The following is a 22,182-nucleotide window of genomic DNA, read 5'->3' on the forward strand; positions in this document are numbered from 1 at the left end:
TATGAAATTATCGAATAAAACAGCGGTAGTAACAGGTGCTTCACGCGGCATCGGTCGTGAAATTGCATTACATTTAGCCTCTGAAGGTGCAAAGGTTGTTGTCAACTATAGCGGTTCTCAAGCGAAAGCAGAAGAAGTTGTAGCGCAAATAATAGCAAATGGTGGACAAGCCATTGCGCATCAAGCAAATGTCGCAAATGCGGATGATGTCAAAGGTTTAATGGCCGCAACAATGACGAATTTCGGTTCGATTGATATATTAGTTAATAATGCTGGTATAACAAAAGATAATTTAATCATGCGTATGAAAGAAGAAGATTTTGATGCGGTCGTTGATACGAATTTGAAATCAGTATTTCTCTGTACGAAGGCGGTAAGTCGTCAAATGATGAAACAGCGTGCAGGTGCGATCATCAATATAGCGTCAATTGTTGGCGTAGCAGGAAATGCTGGTCAAGCGAATTACGTTGCTTCAAAAGCCGCTGTCATTGGTTTTACAAAAACAGCAGCGAAGGAATTTTCGACACGGAATATTCGTGTAAATGCAATTGCACCGGGTTTTATTGAAACGGAAATGACAGCAGCATTGCCTGAAGATGTCAAAACGGCTATGCTCGGACAAATCCCATTAGCGAAGCTTGGGCAAGCTTCTGAAGTAGCAAAGGTTGTTACATTTTTAGCATCAGATGATGCGAGTTACATGACGGGTCAAACATTGCATGTTGATGGCGGAATGGTTATGTAATCATTCGAGAAAAGGTTTGAAATCCTATGTTCAAATCTGCGTTGAAATGTTATACTAAAAACGAAAAAAGTGGTCATACCAATTTGGAAATTATTACTTTTATATTGTGTTGACACAGCTTATTATTATTGAGGGGAGGTGAGTATTTTGGCTACAGTAATTGAACGCGTAACGAAAGTTGTCGTTGACCGTCTAGGTGTTGACGAAAGCGAAGTGAAATTAGAAGCTTCTTTCAAGGACGATTTAGGTGCTGACTCACTAGATGTTGTTGAACTAGTAATGGAACTTGAAGAAGAATTTGATATGCAAATCGAGGATGAAGACGCTGAACAAATTTCAACAGTTGGTAAGGCAGTAACATTCATCGAAAGCAAAATTGGCTAGTACTAAATAGCGGTGATTTTCACGCACTATTTTTTATATATCCAGAAGAGATACTTCCATGATTTTTGAGTCATGGAGGTATTTTTGTATTTATTTTTGCACATTGACTAATAAACAGGTAAAATTGAATATGTACTACTATAAGTAAAATAAGAGGTTGATAAAAATGAGAATTGAAGAATTATCTCAGAGAAATGCTGCAATATCTGATCAAGCAAGAACGAAATTTGAAGAGTTACAATCGATTTTGGGCCTTCATTTTAGTAACAAAAGTTTACTCTACAATGCATTTACACACTCATCATTTGTAAATGAACATCGTCGCAAAGAATTTGAAGACAATGAAAGACTAGAGTTTTTAGGCGATGCAGTATTAGAGCTAACTGTTTCTAAGTTTTTATTCCTATTGTTCCCTAAGATGACAGAAGGTGAGCTTACTAAACTTCGAGCAGCGATTGTTTGTGAGCCATCATTAGTGATTTTTGCAAATGAACTGAATTTTGGACAGTATGTTTTGTTGGGAAAAGGTGAAGAAATTACGGGAGGTCGTGAACGTCCAGCTTTATTAGCCGATTGCTTTGAAGCGTTTGTTGGCGCGTTGTATTTGGACCAAGGTTTAGAAACAGTTGTGGGATTTTTGGAAAAGGTTGTTTTTCCTAAAGTGGAGCTCGGAACATTCTCACATGTCGTTGATTTCAAAAGTCAGCTACAAGAAATGGTACAACAATCAAATTCAGGCGTCCTTGCATATGAGATTGTCAAAGAAAATGGTCCAGCACATAACAGAACATTCATATCTAAAGTCACTTTAAGCGGTGAAGAATTAGGTGAAGGTCATGGCAAATCTAAGAAGGAAGCTGAACAAAAGGCCGCTCAAACTGCGATGCGTACCCTAAAAGAACAGTTACCTAAAGACTAGGGGGTATTTATTTGTATCTGAAACGGCTTGAAGTAATTGGCTTCAAATCATTCGCTGAGCGCATTGGTATTGATTTTGTACCTGGCGTTACTGCGGTTGTCGGTCCAAATGGTAGCGGGAAAAGTAATGTGACAGACGCGATTCGTTGGGTTTTAGGCGAGCAGTCTGCAAAATCTCTTCGCGGTGCAAAGATGGAAGATATTATTTTTGCGGGTAGTGATTCTAGAAAACCACTAAATTTCGCAGAGGTAACGCTAATACTCGACAATACGGACGAGCGGTTACCAATCGATTTTAGTGAAGTAAGCGTTACACGACGAGTTTTCCGTTCAGGAGAAAGTGAATATTTACTAAATAAGCAATCATGTCGTTTAAAAGACATTACTGATTTATTTTTAGACTCAGGACTAGGGAAAGAAGCATTTTCTATCATTTCACAAGGTCGAGTCGATGAAATATTGAATAGTCGTCCTGACGAACGTCGTTCTATTTTTGAAGAAGCAGCAGGCGTTCTAAAATATAAAAAACGTCGTAAAAAAGCGGAAAATAAACTTTTTGAAACGGATGATAACTTGCACCGTGTGCTCGATATTTTACACGAGTTGGATGAGCGCATTGAACCGTTGCAAATCCAAGCTTCTACTGCGCAGGATTTCTTGGCGATGAAAAAAGATTTACGAGAAATTGACATCGCTGTACTCGTTCATGATATCGAAGAAATAGAAGAAAAACTAATGGCTATTTTACAAAATAAAGCAGTAGTTGATAACAAAGAACTAGAGCAAGCAGCAAGTATTACCAAGGCTGAAGAACAATTAAAAACACTGCGTGAAACTTTAACCTCTGTAGATACAGCTTTGGATACAGATCGTACAAAATTAGTTGAGGTAAGCTCCACTTCTGAAAGATTACAAGGGGACCAAAAACTATTCGTTGAAAAACAAAAAAATGCTACGGATCAACTGTTCAAGCTTCAGCAATCATTACTTGTTGCCACGACAAAACGTGATAACTGGCACAAATCATTGCTTGAAAAAGAGACGAAGCTGAAGATGGCATCAGAGAAGTTAAGTAACTTGAAAAAAGAAATAAAAGAGCTTGAGAATCATTTAAGTCGCACATCAGATGAATTGAATGCAGATATTGAAGAGAAGAAGAGTACATATATTGATTATTTAAGCGAGCAAGCAGCAGCTAATAATGAATTGAATAGTGTGAATCAACAAATCAATCAACAGCTTCAATCGACTGAGAAAATGTCGAGTAAATCAACTGAGCTTCTTACAGAACAAGCGAGTGTCAAAGAGAAATTAAATGAAATAGAGCCGACTTTACAGGCTTTGAAAGAAGAAATTGCAGAGCAAACAAAAGATTTTCAAGCAACACAAGCAGATTTGAGAACAGCCACAAAGCAGCTCGAAGAAAAGCAGAAAATGTTGTATGAAGGATATAACCATTTACAACAACTTCAATCAAGACGAGATACGTTAGCAGAGCTTGATGCCGAATTTGCAGGTTTTTATCAAGGTGTTAAAGCCGTATTGGTAGCGCGCGAAAAAAATCAATTACAGGGTATTTCAGGAGCTGTTGCTGAGTTAATTCAAGTTGAGACAGAGTACACGCAAGCAATTGAAACAGCGCTTGGTGCAGCGATGCAACATATCGTCACGACGACCGATGTACATGCTAAATCAGCAATTCGTTATTTGAAACAGCAAAAATCAGGTCGAGCAACTTTCCTACCGCTCAATATCATGAAGTCACGAAAAGTATCCAAAAATACAATTCAAGCAGCAGTGGATCATCCATCGTTTATTAATACGGCAGATGAACTTGTTACTTTCGACGAGCAATATCGTAAAATAGCTGAGCATTTATTAGGACATGTAATCATTGCAAAAGATCTTGATGGTGCTGGTCAAATTGCTAAGTTTGTCAATTATCGTTATCGCATTGTTACGCTTGAAGGGGATGTAGTCAATGCGGGTGGTTCGATGACTGGTGGTGGCTCAAATAAAAATCAAACAACGGTATTTAGCCGCAAAGCTGAACTGGAAGCTTTGCAAGAAAAACTATCAGCAATGGAAGCGACGATTTTACAAGCTGAACATGTCGTAGCGGACTGGAAAGCTAAGGCACTTACAGCTTCAACATTGCTCGATGTTCAACAGGATCATGGCGAGCAATTACGCCGTCAAGAAAACATCTTAGAAACGCAGCAAATGCAGTTGCAATCCACATTAAAATATTTGATGCAAAGCCTATCTATTTACGGCTCTGAACAGGAGGACTCAACCTCTCGTCATTCTGAACTTGAAATGAAAAAAGCTGCTTTGACAGCACAACTAATCGCTCTTAAACAAAGTTTACTCGAGATCGATGCCGATATCGCAAAAATGACAATTCTCAAGCAACAAAGTGAATTGGCGCGCGATGATTTAATGGCAGAGTTAGCGAATAAACGCGAGCAAAACGCACAAGCTACTGGACAGGTGGAATCGATTCGTTTATCAACGGAAGAAACACGTAATTATTTCAATGGTGCCGACACGGAAGTAGCTACACTTCGTCGCGAAATTGATTTTGTCACACAAAGTGATCTACCAAAAGAAATGACGGTGGAACAGCTTAGCGACAAAATTGATAAAATGATTGCTCATAAAGAACAATTGGATGCTACGATTCAAGCCAATCTCATACAACGTACAGCGCTACAACAAAAAATTGGACAACAGACAATTGCTTTGAAAGAATTGCAACGAATTCATCAGAGTATGCGTACAGAACAAAGTACAATTGAAATTGCCCTGGGTCGCTTAGATGTCCAACGTGACAATGCAGTTGAGCAATTGCTGACGAATTATGACCTATCATTTGAAGAAGCGATGCTTGAGCCAGCAATCGATCTCGATATGTCGATTGCTAGAAGAAAAGTGAATTTGCTAACGCAATCAATCAAAGAGCTTGGCGCTGTCAATATTGCTGCTATTGAAGAATATGAAACAGTTGCTGAAAGACATCAATTCCTTACTGCCCAACGTAATGATTTACTGGAAGCGAAGGATACGCTTTTCGAAGCAATCCAAGAAATGGATGTAGAGATGACCAGTCGTTTCAGTGCAACATTCAAACAGATCCGCATTCATTTCCAAGATGTATTTAGAGAACTATTTGGCGGAGGTCGTGCTGATTTAGAATTATTGGATCCTGAAAATCTCTTGGAGTCTGGCATCGAAATTGTTGCACAACCGCCCGGTAAAAAATTGCAAAATCTTGGCCTATTATCAGGTGGAGAACGTGCATTAACAGCGATTGCTTTATTGTTTGCGATCCTGAAAACACGCCCTGTACCATTTTGTATTTTGGATGAAGTAGAAGCTGCTCTTGATGAGTCAAATGTTTCGCGCTACAGCCAATATTTGAAAAAATTCAGCGATGAAACACAATTCATCGTTATAACTCACCGTAAGGGTACGATGGAGGGGGCGGATGTTTTGTATGGTATTACGATGCAAGAATCCGGCGTTTCCAAACTCGTATCAGTTAAATTAGAACAGGAAACAATGTCCTAAAGGAGCGAATCAACTTGAGCTTTTTAAAGCGAATGAAAGAAAAATTAATGGGTGCCCCAGCACAAACTGATGTCCAAAATGATGCGCTACAAGACGAAAAAGTCGAAAGTACGCTACCTGATGGTGAATTGGTAGAGACAACTAAGCCTGCAATAGAGGAACCCTTATCAGAGGGGACGGTCGAAGAGCCAATAGTTGAAGCAGAGCCAGTAGTTGAAGCAGAGCCAGTAGTTGAAGCAGAGCCAATAGTTGAAGCAGAGCCAGAAGTACTACCAGCGGTTCAAGAAGAGTCAGCAATATCAGAGGAAGAAAAAAGCGGATGGTTCAAATCAGCCTTTTCTATTACGGAAAAGTTTAAAACGGGCTTGACGAAAACACGTGATTCTTTCACATCTAAAGTAAATGATCTTGTTGCACGTTATCGCACGGTTGATGAAGACTTCTTTGAAGAATTAGAGGAACTCCTTCTGCAAGCGGATGTAGGCTTCGAAACTGTAATGGAATTAACTGAAATTCTTCGCTTTGAAGTACAAAAGAAAAATATTAAATCGACGGAAGGTATTCAGACATTAATCTCTGAAAAACTTGTAGAGATTTATGAAAAAGCTGGCGAGGAAAATATTACTTTAAATATGCAGCCAAAAGGTGAATTAACTGTTATTTTATTCGTGGGTGTCAACGGTGTCGGAAAAACAACGACAATTGGCAAACTTGCGCATCGTTTAAAGGGAGAAGGTCGTTCGGTTATGTTGGCTGCCGGAGATACATTCCGCGCAGGTGCAATTGACCAGTTACAAGTATGGGGCGATCGCGTAGGTGCAGAAGTCATTCGTCAATCCGAAGGGACGGATCCAGCGGCAGTTATGTATGATGCTATACATGCAGCGAAAAATCGTGGAGTAGATGTACTAATCTGTGATACAGCAGGACGTCTGCAAAATAAAGTAAACTTAATGAATGAACTTGAGAAGGTACACCGTGTCATCTCTCGTGAGCTTCCTAACGCACCTCATGAAGTATTGTTAGCTTTAGATGCTACAACAGGTCAAAATGCGCTCGTGCAAGCTCAGACGTTTAAAGAGGCAACCAATGTGACGGGAATCGTCCTTACGAAGTTGGATGGAACGGCTAAAGGTGGGATTGTTATTGCAATTCGCAATAAATTGCATATTCCAGTGAAGTTTGTTGGTCTTGGTGAGCAGATGGACGATTTACAACCATTTGATGCTGAACGCTATGTTTACGGTTTATTTGCCGATGCACTGGACGAACAAATTAAAGAAACAGAAGGCAATTAAACATAATAAATTGCAACATCGCGACGTCGTCGCGATGTTTTTTTATTATGTAGATAGATAGTAAAATGAATTTTATTCTGTGATTTCATCATGTTGTCACCAGGTTTATTATGCGACGAATCATCGTAGGATAGAATATATATTATTTGTCTTGACGCCTGTTATCGGCTCAAAAAGTGTAGAAACATCTTTTTCACTTGAATTGTCGGGTGAAAGAATGTTTACTAGTAGGAGAGGGTTCGAAGTTGTGTTTAAATGCAATTTCCTAGCGCTTAAAAACGTTGATATAAAAGGCTTCATCATAATTTAGACAAGTAGTTTTACTTGACAGAACAATGTATTTTATTTAAGATACAAAAGAATATGTGTATCGTCTATTTTAGACGTACTACACAGCAATGGATAAGATGAGGAGTGGTTAAAAATGCTATTAGAAAAAACTACTCGTATGAATTTTCTTTTTGATTTTTATGAGGCATTATTAACCGACAAACAACGTAGCTATATGCAGCTATATTATTTAGATGATTTATCGCTTGGTGAAATAGCGGAATCATATGGTATTTCTCGTCAGGCAGTATATGATAATATTCGTAGAACTGAAGCGATGCTTGAAGAATACGAAATAAAACTGGCATTATTCCATAAGTTTAAAAAGAGACAGCGCGTGACAGATCAATTAATAAAAAGCTTATCAGCAGCTCAATTAACGAATGAAGAAATAATATCGTTAGTTGAACAGTTGAAGCAGGATTAGGAGGCGACAAGCTATGGCATTTGAAGGATTATCAGAGCGACTCCAAAGTACCATCCAAAAGATTAAAGGTAAAGGTAAAATCAATGAACAAGACGTTAAAGAAATGATGCGTGAAGTTCGATTTGCTTTAATCGAAGCCGATGTTAACTTAAAAGTTGTAAAACAATTCGTTAAAATAGTAAGTGAAAGAGCGGTTGGTCAAGATGTCATGAAGAGTTTAACACCTGGACAACAGGTGATTAAAATTGTTCAAGATGAGCTGACAAATTTAATGGGTGGCGAACAAAGTGTCGTGAAATTCTCGCAAAAACCACCGACAGTTATTATGATGGTTGGTTTACAGGGTGCAGGTAAAACGACAACTACAGGTAAATTAGCGAATTTATTACGCAAAAAATACAATAAAAATCCATTGCTCGTTGCGGCCGATGTTTATCGTCCAGCAGCTGTCAAACAATTGGAAACGCTAGGCAAGCAGTTGAGCATTCCTGTATTCCAAAAAGGAACGGATGTGTCACCTGTTGAAATTGCACGTGAGGCCATTGCACATGCTCGAGAAGAACATTTAGATGTTGTGATCATTGATACAGCTGGTCGCTTGCATATTGATGAAACATTGATGCAGGAATTAAAAGATATTCGTGCTTTAAAAGAGCCGGATGAAGTCTTTTTAGTCGTGGATGCAATGACAGGTCAAGATGCTGTAAATGTCGCTGAAAGCTTCGATGACGCAGTCGGAATAACGGGTGTTGTTCTTACTAAATTAGATGGTGATACACGTGGTGGTGCGGCCTTATCAATTCGTACTGTAACGCAAAAACCAATTAAATTTATCGGGATGGGTGAAAAGCTAGATGCATTAGAGCCGTTCCATCCAGAGCGTATGGCATCACGTATTCTTGGAATGGGTGATGTACTATCATTAATCGAGAAAGCCCAATTAAACGTCGATGAAGAAAAAGCGAAAGAATTGGAAGAAAAATTCAAAACGCAAACCTTCACGTTTGATGATTTCTTAGAACAAATGTCACAAGTTAAAAAAATGGGTCCACTAGAAGATATTTTGAAAATGATTCCAGGTGTCAACAAAATGAAAGGTCTCGATAACATCAATTTTGATGATAAACAGATTGATCATATTGAAGCGATTATTCGCTCGATGACTATTGCGGAAAAAACAAATCCAGAAATTATTAATGCGGGTAGAAAAAAACGTATTGCTAAAGGCTCTGGTTGTTCTGTGCAGGAAGTCAATCGTCTGTTAAAACAATTTGAAGACATGAAAAAGATGATGAAACAGATGACAGGCATGTCTACTAAGAGCAAGAAAAAGATGAAAATCCCTGGAATGGACTCGCTTTTCAAATAAAAATCGTCTGTTAAGAAAAAATACTTTACAACCCCTTGTCTTACATTAAAAAATAAGGTAAGATAATGTGTGTTAAGAATAAACACTTTACAAACAAAATAAAGCTTGATATTATAATATCTTGTGTAAAACAATATTCGGAGGTGCAATCAAACATGGCAGTAAAAATTCGCTTAAAACGTATTGGTGCTAACAAAGCTCCATTCTACCGTATCGTAGTAGCAGACTCACGTTCACCACGTGATGGTCGTTCTATCGAAACTATCGGTACTTTCAATCCATTAACTTCTCCTGAAGAAGTTAAAATCGACGAAGCTAAAGCATTAGCTTGGTTAGGTAATGGTGCGAAACCATCAGATACAGTTCGTAACTTGTTCTCGAAACAAGGAATCATGGAAAAATTCCATAACTCAAAAAAAGGTAACTAATATTACTTTTTTAAATAATCGGGGGTGACTTTGTGGAACAACTGATCAAAACAATCGTTCAACCTTTAGTCGATTTTCCAGAAGAAGTTAGCGTTATAGCTGATGAAAGTGCAAATCGTATTGTTTATAAGCTTTCTGTCCATCCTAGTGATATCGGAAAGGTCATTGGCAAGCAAGGTAGCGTTGCTAAGGCAATACGCGCAATTGTTTATTCGGCCGCAAGCAGTCACCGTATGAAGAAGACCTATGTCGATATTCTAGATTAGCGTAAAAGGAGGGAGCTTAGGTTCCTTCCTTTTTTGTTTAAATAAATTCAAAAAATGAAGAGGTGTTACGATGACTGAATGGTACAATGTAGGGAAAATTGTCAACACACATGGTATTCGTGGAGAGCTTCGCGTAATCTCACAAACAGATTTTCCAGAGGAACGTTTTGCAGAAGGCACTGAGTTAGGTGTATTTGCACCTGGAGATAAAAAACCAACGCTTGTTAAAATAGCAACTTCACGTCCCCATAAAAACTTTATGCTTATTACATTAGAAGGCTATCCTTTCATGAGTGATGTCTTACCATTTAAAGGCTCTGAGTTAAAAGTGCATGAAAAATACTTAGAAGATTTAAATGATGATGACTTTTATTACCATGAAATTGTCGGTTGTACTGTTTTTGATGAAGAAGAAAATGAGATTGGTATCATTACTGAAATTCTTGAAACAGGCGCAAATGATGTATGGGCTATTAAAGGTGTAAATGGCAAGTTCCATTATATCCCGGTAATTTTAGATGTTGTTAAAGAAGTAGATGTCGATGAGAAACGCATTACAATTGCACTTATGGATGGCATGTTATCATGATGAATATTCAAGTTTTATCCCTGTTTCCCAATATGTTTGAAGGTGTATTTGGCGCCTCTATTTTGAAGAAAGCACAGGAAAAAGGAGCCGTTTCTTTGGCGGTGACAGACATCCGTGATTTTTCGATGAACAAGCATAATCAAGTGGATGATTATCCGTATGGTGGTGGAGCAGGAATGGTTTTGAAGCCTGAACCGATGTTTAATGCAGTTGAAAAACTCGTGGTAGATGGTAAAAAACCGCGCATTATTATGATGTGCCCGCAAGGAGAACGCTACGATCAGAAAAAAGCGGAAGAATTGGCGTTAGAGGAAGATTTAATTTTCCTTTGTGGTCATTATGAAGGCTATGATGAGCGTATCCGCGAACATCTTGTTACAGATGAAATTTCGATTGGTGATTTTGTCTTGACGGGTGGGGAACTAGCAGCAATGACGGTAATTGATAGTATTGTCCGTTTAATTCCTGGTGTACTAGGGCAGGAAGCATCGCATGTCAATGACTCATTTTCTACGGGTCTATTAGAGCACCCGCATTATACACGCCCAGCTGACTTCAGAGGCATGAAAGTGCCAGATGTACTGTTGTCAGGTAATCATGCGAAAATTGCACAATGGCGTGACGAGCAGACGATTAAGCGTACATTTGAACGTCGACCAGATTTATTTGAGCAAGCGGAGTTAACAGCACAACAACAAGTCTATTTAAATAAGCTTAAAAGAACTTAACTTCTGTAAAGGAAATCCTCTTGCAAGCACTATTAAAGTATGCTAATATTTAAAATGCATTTCTTATAAGGAATGCCGTATTATGATGTTCCGCTGCAGCAACCAAAAGAGACCTGCATGAGCCTCTAACAAGGAGAGAAAAAAACTATGTCAAAAATCATTACAGAAATTACTCAAGAACAATTACGCACAGACTTACCAACTTTCCGTCCAGGAGATACTGTAATCGTTGATGTTAAAATCGTCGAAGGTACTCGTGAACGTATTCAAAAGTTTGAAGGCGTTGTAATTAAACGTCGCGGTGGCGGTGTCAGCGAAACTTTCACAGTGCGTAAAATTTCATACGGCGTTGGTGTTGAACGTACATTCCCTGTACACACTCCAAAAATTGCTAACTTAACTGTTACTCGTCGTGGTAAAGTACGTCGTGCTAAATTATACTACCTACGTAACCTACGTGGTAAAGCTGCTCGTATTAAAGAAATTCGTTAATTTCAGAGCTGTTTTAGAGAGTGCTATCCATCTTTCAAAGCTGGATAGCACTTTTCTTTTTGCTTGAAAATTAAAATCCTTGTACAATATAAAGAGATTGTGGGAGGTGGCCATACGATGGAAGCCAAAAAAAGAAAAGAAAAGAATGAACTTTGGGAATGGACGAAGGCGCTCGTTATTGCATTTGCACTTGCTGCTTTCATACGTTATGTGTTATTTACACCAATCGTTGTTGATGGAGAGTCGATGATGCCGACACTAGTTAGTGGAGACCGAATGGTCGTAAACAAAGTGTCCTATAAAATCGCCGATATACATCATAAAGATATAATCGTCTTCCATGCACCAGAAAAAAAAGATTATATTAAACGGGTAATCGGTATATCAGGTGACAAAATTCAGTATAAAAATGATGTTCTATATAGAAATGGCAAGGCAGTCGAGGAGCCTTATTTAAAATCGTATAAAGCGTCCATTTTAGATGGTGGCACGTTGACAGAGGATTTTACATTAAAAGATTACACCGGCAAAGAGATCATTCCAAAAGGGTATGTTTTTGTAATGGGCGATAATCGCAGAAATAGTAAGGACAGCCGACATATTGGTCTCGTTCCTGAAAATAAGATTATCGGCAAGACGAGCATTGTATTTTGGCCGTTGGATCAATTCGGTAAAGTGAGATAAATAGTAGGAGTGATAAGTATGACCATTCAATGGTTCCCAGGACATATGGCGAAAGCCCGCAGACAGGTAACAGAAAAATTAAAATTAGTAGATATCGTTTTTGAGTTAATCGACGCACGTTTACCAATGTCATCAAGAAATCCAATGCTTGACGAAGTAATTCATCAAAAACAACGCTTATTAATTTTGAACAAAGCCGATATGGCTGATGAAACACAAACGAAGAAATGGGTAGAATTTTTCAAGGCACATGGTCATGAAGCAATCGCTGTCAATTCATTGGATAGCAAAGGGTTAAAACGCGTGACGAAAGCAGCTGAAGCTATCTTAAAACCAAAATGGGATCGCATGAAAGCTAAAGGGATGAAGGGTCGTGCCATTCGCGCGATGATCGTCGGCATTCCAAACGTTGGTAAATCAACGATGATTAACCGATTAGCGAAGAAAAATTTAGCGCGTACCGGCAATATGCCTGGTGTGACAAAAGCGCAGCAGTGGATTAAGGTTGAAAAAGAACTTGAACTGCTGGATACACCGGGAATTTTATGGCCGAAATTTGAAGATCCGGATGTCGGTTATAAACTTGCGGTTACAGGTGCGATTAAAGATACGATTATGAATATGGACGACCTTGCGATTTACGGTCTTCATTTCTTAGAAAAACATTACCCAAACCGTCTGTATGAAAGATATCAAATGACGAAGGTTTCAGATGAAATCGTAGAAACATTTGAGCATATTGGCAAGTTGCGTAATGTACGTACAACAGGTGGAGAAATCGATTATAGCTACGTAGCTGAATTGATCGTACGCGATATTCGCAACGAGCATCTTGGTAAGTTGACATTTGACTATGTTGAAGATTATAAAGAAGAGTTTGACAATAAAGATAAATAATAAAAATGGCTCCTAATTTATTAGGAGCCATTTTTTTATGTACTCGTTGCAAGTCATCTATTCGAAAAACAGCGTATAATAGAATCGATGGAATGATGAAAAAAAAGATAGAATTACCGATATATATTTATAAGGAGAAATGACAATGGCGACTATTAAAAGTATTAAAGAAGCATTAGCGAATGAGGTAGAATGGCAACAGTGGATGGAAGAACTGAAGAATGATGAGCGTGACGGTGTGAAAAAAGCATTGAGTATATGGGTGAGGCAACAGGAGAAAAAACAACAAATACTTGATGAACATCTTGCAAAAGAGGCATTTGATAGGTCATACCGTGCTTTTCCAGAGGCGTTGATTGCCGGCACAGATGAAGCGGGGCGTGGACCATTAGCAGGACCAGTTGTGACAGCAGCCGTTATTTTACCAGCCTATTGCCCAGGGTTAGTTGGTTTAAATGATTCAAAGCAATTATCATTTGAAAAAAGAGAATACTATTTGAAAAAAATATATGAATATGCTATTTCTACGGCAATACATTTCCAAGATGAGGCAGCAATTGACAGGTTTAATATTTATGAAGCAACGCGCTTATCGATGAAATCTTCAATCGAACAATTAGAACAAAAACCAGATTTTGTATTAGCTGATGCCATGACATTAGATATAGATATTCCTCAAGATTCAATTATAAAGGGCGATGCTAAAAGTTTAGCGATTGCGGCAGCCTCTATCTTAGCAAAAACAGCACGTGATCACTATATGGATGATATGGATCGTACATATCCAGGCTATGGTTTTGCTCAACATGCCGGTTACGGTACAAAACAACATTTAGAAGCATTGCGTACCCTCGGTATAACACCCATTCACCGCAAAACCTTTGAACCAATTAAATCAATGTTAATAGAGGAGTGAACGATGTGAATTTAGCAGGTGTCAATTTAGGACAACCAGTTGTTGTACAAGGGAAACAGGCCATGTCGATGCAAGAAGGGCAAGTATTACATGGCACGATCAAAAAGCTGTATCCCGACCAGCAGGCAGAAATTCAAATTGGCGGTCAAAAACTCATCGCTAAACTTGAAACGCCAATGCAGGCGGGAAATACGCATTATTTTCAAGTAACGGGCACGCAACCGGATGTGACATTAAAAATTGTAAGTGGCCCAATCGATAGTAAAATGTCGATGAGTGAGCAGGTGAAGCAGGTGTTAGAAGGGCTAAAGTTACCGCAGACAAAGGAGATGCAGCAACTTGTTGCCCAATTTATCAAAAATGATACGCCGCTATCTAAAGAGCAGTTGATCCAAGCCGAACAGCTATTAAAAACGAGTGGAAGTACAGTTGTAAAAGCGGACGCTTTGGCGGCGATTCAAAAAATTATTGAGTTAAAACTACCAATGAATGCAGCGACGTTACAAGCCGTTATTCAAGGTGGAGCAAAAGGTGGATTTGTCGATGCTTTAAGCAAATTTGAAGCATTATTAAAAGGTGATCAACAATTATCCCCAACGATTAAACAAGCTATTTTACAACAGTTATTAAATCTAAAAACACCGTTGAATGAGCAGTTAGGTAGCGCATTAACAGGGAAGATGCTTGGGGAGTTACTCGGAAGTAAGGGTTCCGCAGTTACGAACACATCTTTAATGATGGGGCTTAAAGAGGGCTTGAATTTACCAGAGCAAACGAATCGATTTAATATATCGCAAAATCTTTTCAATAAATTGCCACTCCACAGTCAGCAAGCGATGCAACAAATGACGAAAGATAGCTTGGGTAACACAGCAATATTGCCGACATTAAGTGCAATGGTGAAAGAACATCCAACATGGACAGTGGAGCAAGGAAAATCACTACAACAAGCGATTACGAGGATGCAAGTATCCCCGAGTAAAGAGCATCATCAGCAGTTAACAGCGGAAGTATCAAAGCAGCTGGCTGCAACTAAACCAGCACTTAGTCAACTATTGGCCCAACTAAGAACAGCTGAGACAACCGATAAACCACAAATAATTCAGCAGCTAGCAAAAGCAGTAGCTGCTGAACCAAGTTTAAATTTAGCGCAAAAGCAAACGATTATACACGCTTTGAGTGAAGTGACTATGAAAGGGGATGCACACGCGTTTAAAGCAGTGTTAGCTGCCTTTAGTGAGCAAGTGGGGCAAATGACTTCAAGTAGTGCTTCAAAGCAATTAGCAAGCCTTCTAGGTCTATCACAACAAAATGGAGAGCAAGCCTTTAGCAATATGGCGCAAAAAGCTGCGCAAAATCCATCACCGCTTATTCAACAACTTGTCCAAACGACTGAAAATCAGCTGCAAGCCAATTTATCGAGTAAGGACTTCTTACATGCTATGAAGCAAACATTACAAGATCTTGGCTTGAGTTTAGAAGCTAAGTTACTTGATAAAGGGCAGGATGTGACACTGCTAAAAGATACATTAAAAGCACATTTGCAAAACCTATTAAATGATCAACCATCACAGTCAACTCGCCAAGGAGCCGAACAGATTATTGCGCGTTTGAATGGTCAGCAACTACTGTCAGCAGAAAATGGTCCACAACAACAAATTATTATGCAAATTCCGTTACAAATGTTCGGTAAAAGAACGGATGCTACATTGCAATGGACGGGTTCGAAAACAAAAGATGGTAAAATCGATGCGAATTTTGCACGAATTATGTTCTATTTACAGCTGGATTCTTTAGCGGAAACTGTCATAGATATGCAGGTACAGAGTCGTGTTGTTTCACTGACTGTTTATTCAGAGAAAAATGACGTGAAAGAGCTAATTGAACCATTAAAAGAGACGTTAAAGACTGGTTTGGAAAAACATGATTATCAATTATCGGGTGTTTTTATAAAGGAATTTTCGATACCCGAAAAGACTGTTAAACAACAGCGACAAAGTATGGAACTGCCGAATGAGAAAGGACTGGATTTTAGAATATGACGGCGGAAAAACGAAAGGAAGCAGTTGCGCTATCCTTTGATGCAAATAAGGGAGATGCGCCAAAAGTATTAGCGAAAGGCAAAGGAGTTCTAGCGGAGAATATTTTACAAAAAGCAAAGGACAATGATGTACCGATTCAAGAAGACAAGACTTTAGTACAGTTATTAGGACAGTTAGATTTGAATGAATCGATACCAGAAGAACTGTATCAGGGAGTTGCCGAAGTATTCGCATTTATCTATCAATTAGATAAACAGCATGCAAAAAAGAGCCGTAAAAACGGATGAAATATTAGTGAAAAAGCGTAAAAAAGAAACGTAAAATAGAAAATAATTGATTAAGCGATTGATATTTTAATATAAGGTAACCGCTAGACATCTGACAATTTCTCCACTACAATGGTGTAGTAAGTAAACGCTTTACAATTGAGATGGGAGGCAATTTGATGAATATCCATGAATATCAAGGTAAAGAACTTCTTCGTCAATATGGGGTAGCAGTTCCAAAAGGATCTGTAGCATTTTCGCCTGAAGAGGCAGTCAAGGCAGCGAAGGAATTAGGCTCGGATGTTGTAGTGGTGAAGGCACAGATTCATGCAGGAGGTAGAGGTAAGGCTGGCGGTGTTAAAATCGCGAGAAATCTCGAGGAAGTGCGTTCATATTCGAAAGAATTGTTGGGGAAAATTTTAGTTACGCATCAAACAGGACCAGAAGGCAAAGAAGTGAAGCGTATATACATTGAAGAAGGATCAAATATCAAAAAAGAATATTACTTAAGTTTTGTAGTTGATCGCCAAACTTCGAGAGTTACGTTGATGGGTTCTGAAGAAGGTGGAATGGATATTGAAGCGGTGGCAGCAGAAACGCCGGAGAAAATTTTCACTGAAGTGATTGATCCAGTTGTTGGCTTGGCTGCATTCCAAGCACGTCGCTTAGCATTCAATATTAACATTCCGACACATCTTGTAAATAAAGCAGTTAAATTAATGCTTGGTTTATACAAGGCAGTGATTGATAAAGATGCATCAATCGTTGAGATTAATCCACTTGCTGTAACAGAAGAGGATGAAGTAATCGCGTTGGATGCAAAATTCAACTTTGATGCCAACGCACTTTATCGCCACAAAGATATTGTAGAACTACGAGACTACGATGAAGAAGACGAAAAAGAAATTGCAGCATCACAATACGATTTAAGCTATATTGCTCTAGATGGTAATATTGGTTGTATGGTAAATGGTGCGGGGCTTGCTATGGCAACAATGGATACAATTAGCTATTATGGTGGATCACCAGCTAACTTCCTTGACGTTGGGGGCAGTGCTTCAGCAGAAAAAGTAAAAGAAGCTTTTAAAATCATTCTTTCTGACCACAATGTTAAAGGTATTTTTGTAAACATCTTTGGTGGCATTATGAAATGTGACATCATTGCAGAAGGTGTAGTGAAAGCGGCTTCAGAGTTAGGATTGCAAGTACCACTAGTAGTACGTTTAGAAGGAACAAACGTTGAAAAAGGTAAAGAAATCTTAAATGAATCAGGCTTGAATATTACAGCTGCAACTTCACTAGGTGATGGCGCAGAAAAAATCGTAAAACTTGTCGGTTAAGAGAGGCGGACTATAAAATGGCTATTTTTATTAATAAAGATACAAAAGTATTAGTTCAAGGGATTACTGGTTCTACTGCTCTTTTCCATACGAAGCAAATGCTTGAATATGGTACTAAAATCGTAGCAGGTGTTACACCAGGTAAAGCAAATACAGTAGTTGAAGGCGTACCAGTCTTCAATACAGTATCGGATGCTGTCAAAGAAACAGGGGCAAATGTTTCTGTCATTTATGTACCAGCTCCATTTGCAGCAGATGCTATTATCGAAGCAGTAGATGCGGAATTGGATATGGTAATCTGTATTACAGAACATATCCCAGTTTTAGATATGGTAAATGTAAAACGTTACATGGAAGATAAAAAAACAATTCTAATTGGACCGAACTGTCCGGGTGTCATTACTGCAGACGAATGTAAGATTGGTATTATGCCAGGTTATATTCATACAAAAGGACATGTTGGTGTCGTATCACGTTCAGGTACGTTAACATATGAAGCAGTTCATCAATTAACGGAGGCTGGTATTGGTCAAACGACAGCAGTTGGTATCGGGGGAGATCCTGTTAACGGTACAAATTTTGTTGATGTACTAAAAGCATTTGAAGCAGATCCTGAAACTTATGGTGTCGTGATGATTGGAGAAATCGGTGGTACTGCAGAAGAAGAAGCGGCTGAGTATGTGAAAAATCACATGACAAAACCAGTTGTCGGCTTCATCGGTGGTCAAACAGCACCTCCTGGCAAACGTATGGGTCATGCGGGCGCTATTATTTCTGGTGGTAAAGGTTCTGCAGCTGACAAAATTGCAGCGATGAAAGATGCAGGGATCGCAGTTGCACCTACACCAGCTGAAATCGGTGAAACATTCATCCAATTAGTGAAAGAAAAAGGATTGTATGACAAAGTAAAAACACATTAATAGTAGGTGTAGCAGATGAAAATCTGCTACACTTTTTTTTATAGGAGGAGAGCGTATGCAAACAAATATCCTGAATGACAATTTATTGGCGTTGCACTATGTCCAACCAATGTCAGTCAACCGTTTACTGCCACTACTCAAAGAAGATCCGGAATTGACTTCAATTACGACGATGCCCGCGACAAAACTAGCGTTATTATTGAAGATGAATAATGATAAAGCACAGTTACTTCAAAGTAATTTCCGTCGTGTTATTGACAAGAATCTATCTCGTTACTATGAAGCATTAAAAATCATGCCGCTTTTTTTTTATGATGATCTTTATCCGAAACAATTACTGGAAATTTACGATCCACCAACCGTGCTGTATTTACGTGGTGAACAGAAATTATTGACCTATGCCAATAAATTGGCCATCGTTGGCTCTAGAAAGGCAACAAGTTATTCTGAAAAATGCTTAGCCCTTTTATTGCCAGCACTCATAAAGCGTCAATACGTGATTGTAAGCGGTTTAGCAAAGGGGGTAGACGGATTAGCTCATGCTATGACGATGGAGCGCTCTGGGCGTACGATAGCGGTATTAGGGCATGGGTTTAACTATAGTTATCCATCAGAGAATAAAAATCTAGCGCAACGGATGATGAAAGAACAGTTAGTCATGACAGAGTATCCACCCTATATGAAACCTCAAAAATGGCATTTTCCGATGCGCAATCGTATTATTAGTGGTTTAAGTGCGGGGGTCGTTGTTACGGAGGCTGGTGAAAAAAGTGGCACGATGAGTACGGTAGATTATGCGTTGGATCATGGACGTCCTATTTTTGCGTTGCCAGGAGATATTGGTTCTTCGCTGTCAGTAGGACCTCATAAACTAATTACAGAAGGCGCAAAGTTAATTTGGAACAGCACACATATACTTGAAGAAATAGAAACGAATGAATAACTAAAAAATACATAGTAAGACCAAAGAATAGCGAGCGTATGTCGCTATTCTTTCTTATAATAGAAGATAAAAATATTTTTGTCGGAAAATGACGAATAATATCATAACTACAGAAAAATAGTATTTTTTTTTGAACAGCAAGAAAAATATTTTTTATCACGTATAAAAACAGCGAGAAAAGCATGATTATTCACATGCTTAAAAAAGAGTAGAAAGTCAATCGTATCAAGCATTGTATAAATTTTCATACCGCGCGTAGAATGATGTACATATTTCGAGTGAAGTAGGACATTTATTGACAGAAAAAAACGAGAAATAAACAATTTCAAAAAGTTTTATCTTGCAAAAAACGATTTTCTGTTATACATTTTGCAACAGGTAATTGTTTTCAAAAATTGAAACTTCACCTCTATAAGGGGGCAAAACATATGTCGGATTATTTAGTAATAGTAGAATCGCCCGCTAAAGCAAAAACAATCGAGCGATATTTAGGTAAAAAATATAAAGTAAAGGCATCTGTTGGCCATGTACGCGATTTACCGCGTAGTCAAATGGGCATTGATACCGAAAATAATTATGAACCGCGCTATATCACAATTCGTGGTAAGGGTCCGGTATTACAAGATTTAAAATCTGCCGCTAAAAAGGCAAAGAAAATATATCTCGCAGCCGATCCAGATCGCGAAGGTGAAGCAATTGCATGGCATTTAGCAACTGCATTAAACATCGACATCGAGTCGGATTGTCGCGTTGTTTTTAATGAAATCACAAAAGACGCTATAAAGGAATCATTTAAACATCCAAGACCGATTGATTTAGACTTAGTTGATGCACAGCAAGCGCGTCGTATTTTAGATCGCTTAGTAGGGTACAATATTAGTCCATTACTATGGAAGAAAGTCAAAAAAGGATTATCTGCTGGTCGTGTTCAATCGATTGCACTCAGCCTAATTATTGATCGTGAAAACGAAATTAAGAGCTTTGAACCAGAGGAGTATTGGTCAATTGAAGGGAATTTTGAGAAATCAACAAAACCTTTTGAAGCAAACTTCTATGGCACAACTAAAGAAAAAATTAAACTAACAAATGAGCAGGAAGTAAAAGATATTCTTGCACAAATTAAAGGTGAAGATTTTGAGGTAGCTAAAGTATTAAAACGTGAGCGTAAACGCAATGCGGCACCATCATTCACTACATCTTCACTTCAGCAAGAAGCAGCGCGTAAACTGAATTTTAGAGCGAAGAAAACGATGATGCTTGCACAGCAATTATACGAGGGTATTGATTTAGGTAAGAAGGCTGGTGGCATCGTTGGTCTTATTACGTATATGCGTACCGATTCTACACGTATTTCAGAAACAGCTAAAAAAGAAGCATTTGAATATATTTTAGAAAACTATGGTGAAGACTATACGACACCTATCACACAACAGGCAAAAAAATCTGATAAAGCGCAAGATGCTCATGAAGCAGTGCGTCCGACATCAACAATGCGTCACCCTGATACGATGAAAACGGTTCTTACGCGAGATCAACTTCGCTTATATCGTTTAGTTTGGGATCGCTATATTGCCAGTCAAATGGCATCAGCTGTTCTCGATACGGTAACAGCTGACCTATTAAATGGTGATATTATGTTCCGTGCGACAGGTTCTACAGTTAAATTTCCTGGTTTTATGAAAGTCTATATCGAAGGTAATGATGACAATAAAGAAGATAAATCAAAGGATAAGCTACTACCACTAATGGAAAAAGGCGATATTATCAAGCGAATTGATATTGAACCAAAACAACATTTTACACAGCCACCTCCAAGATTCTCAGAGGCGCGCCTAGTAAAAACATTGGAAGAAGTGGGAATTGGTCGACCTTCGACATACGCACCAACACTTGATACGATTCAAAAACGTGGCTATGTTACCTTGGAGACAAAACGATTTGTTCCAACGGAGCTAGGCGAAATCGTCAATAGTTTAGTTATTGAATTTTTCCCCGACGTTGTAAATATTGAGTTTACTGCGAAAATGGAACAGGATCTTGATCAAGTAGAAGAAGGCAATAAGAAATGGGTTGAAGTAATCGATGCCTTTTATCAAGACTTCGAAAAACATGTCCAACATGCCGAAGTAGCGATGGAAAAAGTAGAGATTAAAGATGAACCCGCAGGTGAAGACTGTGAACTATGTGGCAACCCAATGGTGTATAAACTTGGGCGTTATGGCAAATTCATGGCTTGTAGTAATTTCCCTGAATGTCGAAATACAAAAGCAATCGTCAAGGAAATCGGTGTGAAATGCCCAACTTGTAAAGAAGGTGAAATCGTTGAGCGTAAGAGTAAAACGAAACGAATCTTCTACGGTTGTAACCAATACCCAGAATGTGATTTTGTATCATGGGATAAACCAATTAGTCGTCCATGTCCGAAATGTGACGCAATGCTCGTCGAGAAGAAAATCAAAAAAGGCATTCAAATTCAATGTTCTGCTTGTGATTATAAAGAAGAACCAACACAGTAAAATATTTAAAGGTATGTGAGTTTTTCATAGCTCATATACCTTTTTTTATGATAAAGTAATGCAGGATAACAAGTTTTAAATCTAAAATGTAAAGAAGGCAGGTAAGTGAAA

21 protein-coding genes are annotated in these 22,182 nt (G+C 38.6%); all 21 read left to right on the top strand.

Translation table 11 applies throughout. The annotated features are described in order from the left end of the window. Position 1 precedes the first annotated feature (1 nt). A complete protein-coding gene (fabG, locus tag DEX24_RS00780; protein WP_109304489.1) occupies positions 2-745 on the top strand; it encodes a 3-oxoacyl-[acyl-carrier-protein] reductase in 744 nt (247 codons plus the stop codon). A gap of 147 nt (positions 746-892) precedes the next feature. Then, positions 893-1,129 carry an acyl carrier protein gene (locus tag DEX24_RS00785; protein ID WP_109304490.1) on the top strand — a complete coding sequence of 79 codons (237 nt, stop codon included), beginning with the start codon at positions 893-895 and terminating at the stop codon, positions 1,127-1,129. Positions 1,130-1,295: 166 nt separating this feature from the next. Beyond that, the gene (gene rnc, locus DEX24_RS00790) at positions 1,296-2,048 is read left to right on the top strand and encodes a ribonuclease III (protein WP_109304491.1); all 753 of its coding nucleotides are present in this window, start codon (positions 1,296-1,298) and stop codon (positions 2,046-2,048) included. Positions 2,049-2,059: 11 nt separating this feature from the next. Continuing rightward, entirely contained in the window at positions 2,060-5,620 is a 3,561-nt protein-coding gene (gene smc / locus DEX24_RS00795) for a chromosome segregation protein SMC (protein WP_109304492.1), read from the top strand. A gap of 14 nt (positions 5,621-5,634) precedes the next feature. Next, positions 5,635-6,918, top strand: coding sequence for a signal recognition particle-docking protein FtsY (gene ftsY, locus DEX24_RS00800; protein ID WP_109304493.1), 1,284 nt, complete (start codon positions 5,635-5,637; stop codon positions 6,916-6,918). 424 nt (positions 6,919-7,342) lie between these two features. Continuing rightward, positions 7,343-7,675 carry a putative DNA-binding protein gene (locus DEX24_RS00805; RefSeq protein ID WP_109304494.1) on the top strand — a complete coding sequence of 111 codons (333 nt, stop codon included), beginning with the start codon at positions 7,343-7,345 and terminating at the stop codon, positions 7,673-7,675. 13 nt (positions 7,676-7,688) lie between these two features. Continuing rightward, positions 7,689-9,044 carry a signal recognition particle protein gene (ffh, locus tag DEX24_RS00810; protein WP_109304495.1) on the top strand — a complete coding sequence of 452 codons (1,356 nt, stop codon included), beginning with the start codon at positions 7,689-7,691 and terminating at the stop codon, positions 9,042-9,044. A gap of 155 nt (positions 9,045-9,199) precedes the next feature. Next, positions 9,200-9,472: a 30S ribosomal protein S16 gene (gene rpsP / locus DEX24_RS00815; RefSeq protein ID WP_109304496.1), complete on the top strand. Its 273-nt coding sequence runs from the start codon at positions 9,200-9,202 to the stop codon at positions 9,470-9,472. A gap of 32 nt (positions 9,473-9,504) precedes the next feature. Continuing rightward, a complete protein-coding gene (locus DEX24_RS00820) occupies positions 9,505-9,738 on the top strand; it encodes a KH domain-containing protein (protein ID WP_109304497.1) in 234 nt (77 codons plus the stop codon). Between the two features lie 70 nt (positions 9,739-9,808). Then, complete coding sequence (rimM, locus tag DEX24_RS00825) at positions 9,809-10,327, top strand: ribosome maturation factor RimM (RefSeq protein ID WP_109304498.1); 519 nt, start codon at positions 9,809-9,811, stop codon at positions 10,325-10,327. Then, positions 10,327-11,055 carry a tRNA (guanosine(37)-N1)-methyltransferase TrmD gene (trmD, locus tag DEX24_RS00830; protein WP_109304667.1) on the top strand — a complete coding sequence of 243 codons (729 nt, stop codon included), beginning with the start codon at positions 10,327-10,329 and terminating at the stop codon, positions 11,053-11,055. The genes rimM and trmD overlap by 1 nt, the downstream gene beginning before the upstream one ends. A gap of 147 nt (positions 11,056-11,202) precedes the next feature. Continuing rightward, positions 11,203-11,547: a 50S ribosomal protein L19 gene (rplS, locus tag DEX24_RS00835; RefSeq protein ID WP_109304499.1), complete on the top strand. Its 345-nt coding sequence runs from the start codon at positions 11,203-11,205 to the stop codon at positions 11,545-11,547. 117 nt (positions 11,548-11,664) lie between these two features. Then, positions 11,665-12,231 (top strand): signal peptidase I, encoded by a 567-nt coding sequence (gene lepB, locus DEX24_RS00840; protein ID WP_109304500.1) that lies wholly within the window; start codon positions 11,665-11,667, stop codon positions 12,229-12,231. An 18-nt stretch (positions 12,232-12,249) separates the two neighbouring features. Beyond that, a complete protein-coding gene (gene ylqF / locus DEX24_RS00845; protein WP_109304501.1) occupies positions 12,250-13,128 on the top strand; it encodes a ribosome biogenesis GTPase YlqF in 879 nt (292 codons plus the stop codon). 145 nt (positions 13,129-13,273) lie between these two features. Further along, positions 13,274-14,044, top strand: a complete 771-nt coding sequence (locus DEX24_RS00850) for a ribonuclease HII (RefSeq protein WP_109304502.1) — start codon at positions 13,274-13,276, stop codon at positions 14,042-14,044. Between the two features lie 5 nt (positions 14,045-14,049). Further along, positions 14,050-16,086 (top strand): hypothetical protein, encoded by a 2,037-nt coding sequence (locus DEX24_RS00855; RefSeq protein ID WP_109304503.1) that lies wholly within the window; start codon positions 14,050-14,052, stop codon positions 16,084-16,086. Further along, positions 16,083-16,373: an EscU/YscU/HrcU family type III secretion system export apparatus switch protein gene (locus DEX24_RS00860; RefSeq protein ID WP_109304504.1), complete on the top strand. Its 291-nt coding sequence runs from the start codon at positions 16,083-16,085 to the stop codon at positions 16,371-16,373. The genes DEX24_RS00855 and DEX24_RS00860 overlap by 4 nt, the downstream gene beginning before the upstream one ends. 158 nt (positions 16,374-16,531) lie before the next feature. Next, a complete protein-coding gene (sucC, locus tag DEX24_RS00865; RefSeq protein ID WP_109304505.1) occupies positions 16,532-17,692 on the top strand; it encodes an ADP-forming succinate--CoA ligase subunit beta in 1,161 nt (386 codons plus the stop codon). Between the two features lie 17 nt (positions 17,693-17,709). Next, positions 17,710-18,612: a succinate--CoA ligase subunit alpha gene (gene sucD / locus DEX24_RS00870; protein WP_109304506.1), complete on the top strand. Its 903-nt coding sequence runs from the start codon at positions 17,710-17,712 to the stop codon at positions 18,610-18,612. 55 nt (positions 18,613-18,667) lie between these two features. Then, entirely contained in the window at positions 18,668-19,555 is an 888-nt protein-coding gene (dprA, locus tag DEX24_RS00875) for a DNA-processing protein DprA (RefSeq protein ID WP_109304507.1), read from the top strand. 428 nt (positions 19,556-19,983) lie between these two features. Beyond that, entirely contained in the window at positions 19,984-22,071 is a 2,088-nt protein-coding gene (topA, locus tag DEX24_RS00880) for a type I DNA topoisomerase (RefSeq protein ID WP_109304508.1), read from the top strand. The last annotated feature ends 111 nt before the right edge of the window (positions 22,072-22,182 follow it).

This window comes from Kurthia sibirica (genome assembly GCF_003143975.1).
GTDB classification, from domain to species: domain Bacteria; phylum Bacillota; class Bacilli; order Bacillales_A; family Planococcaceae; genus Kurthia; species Kurthia sibirica.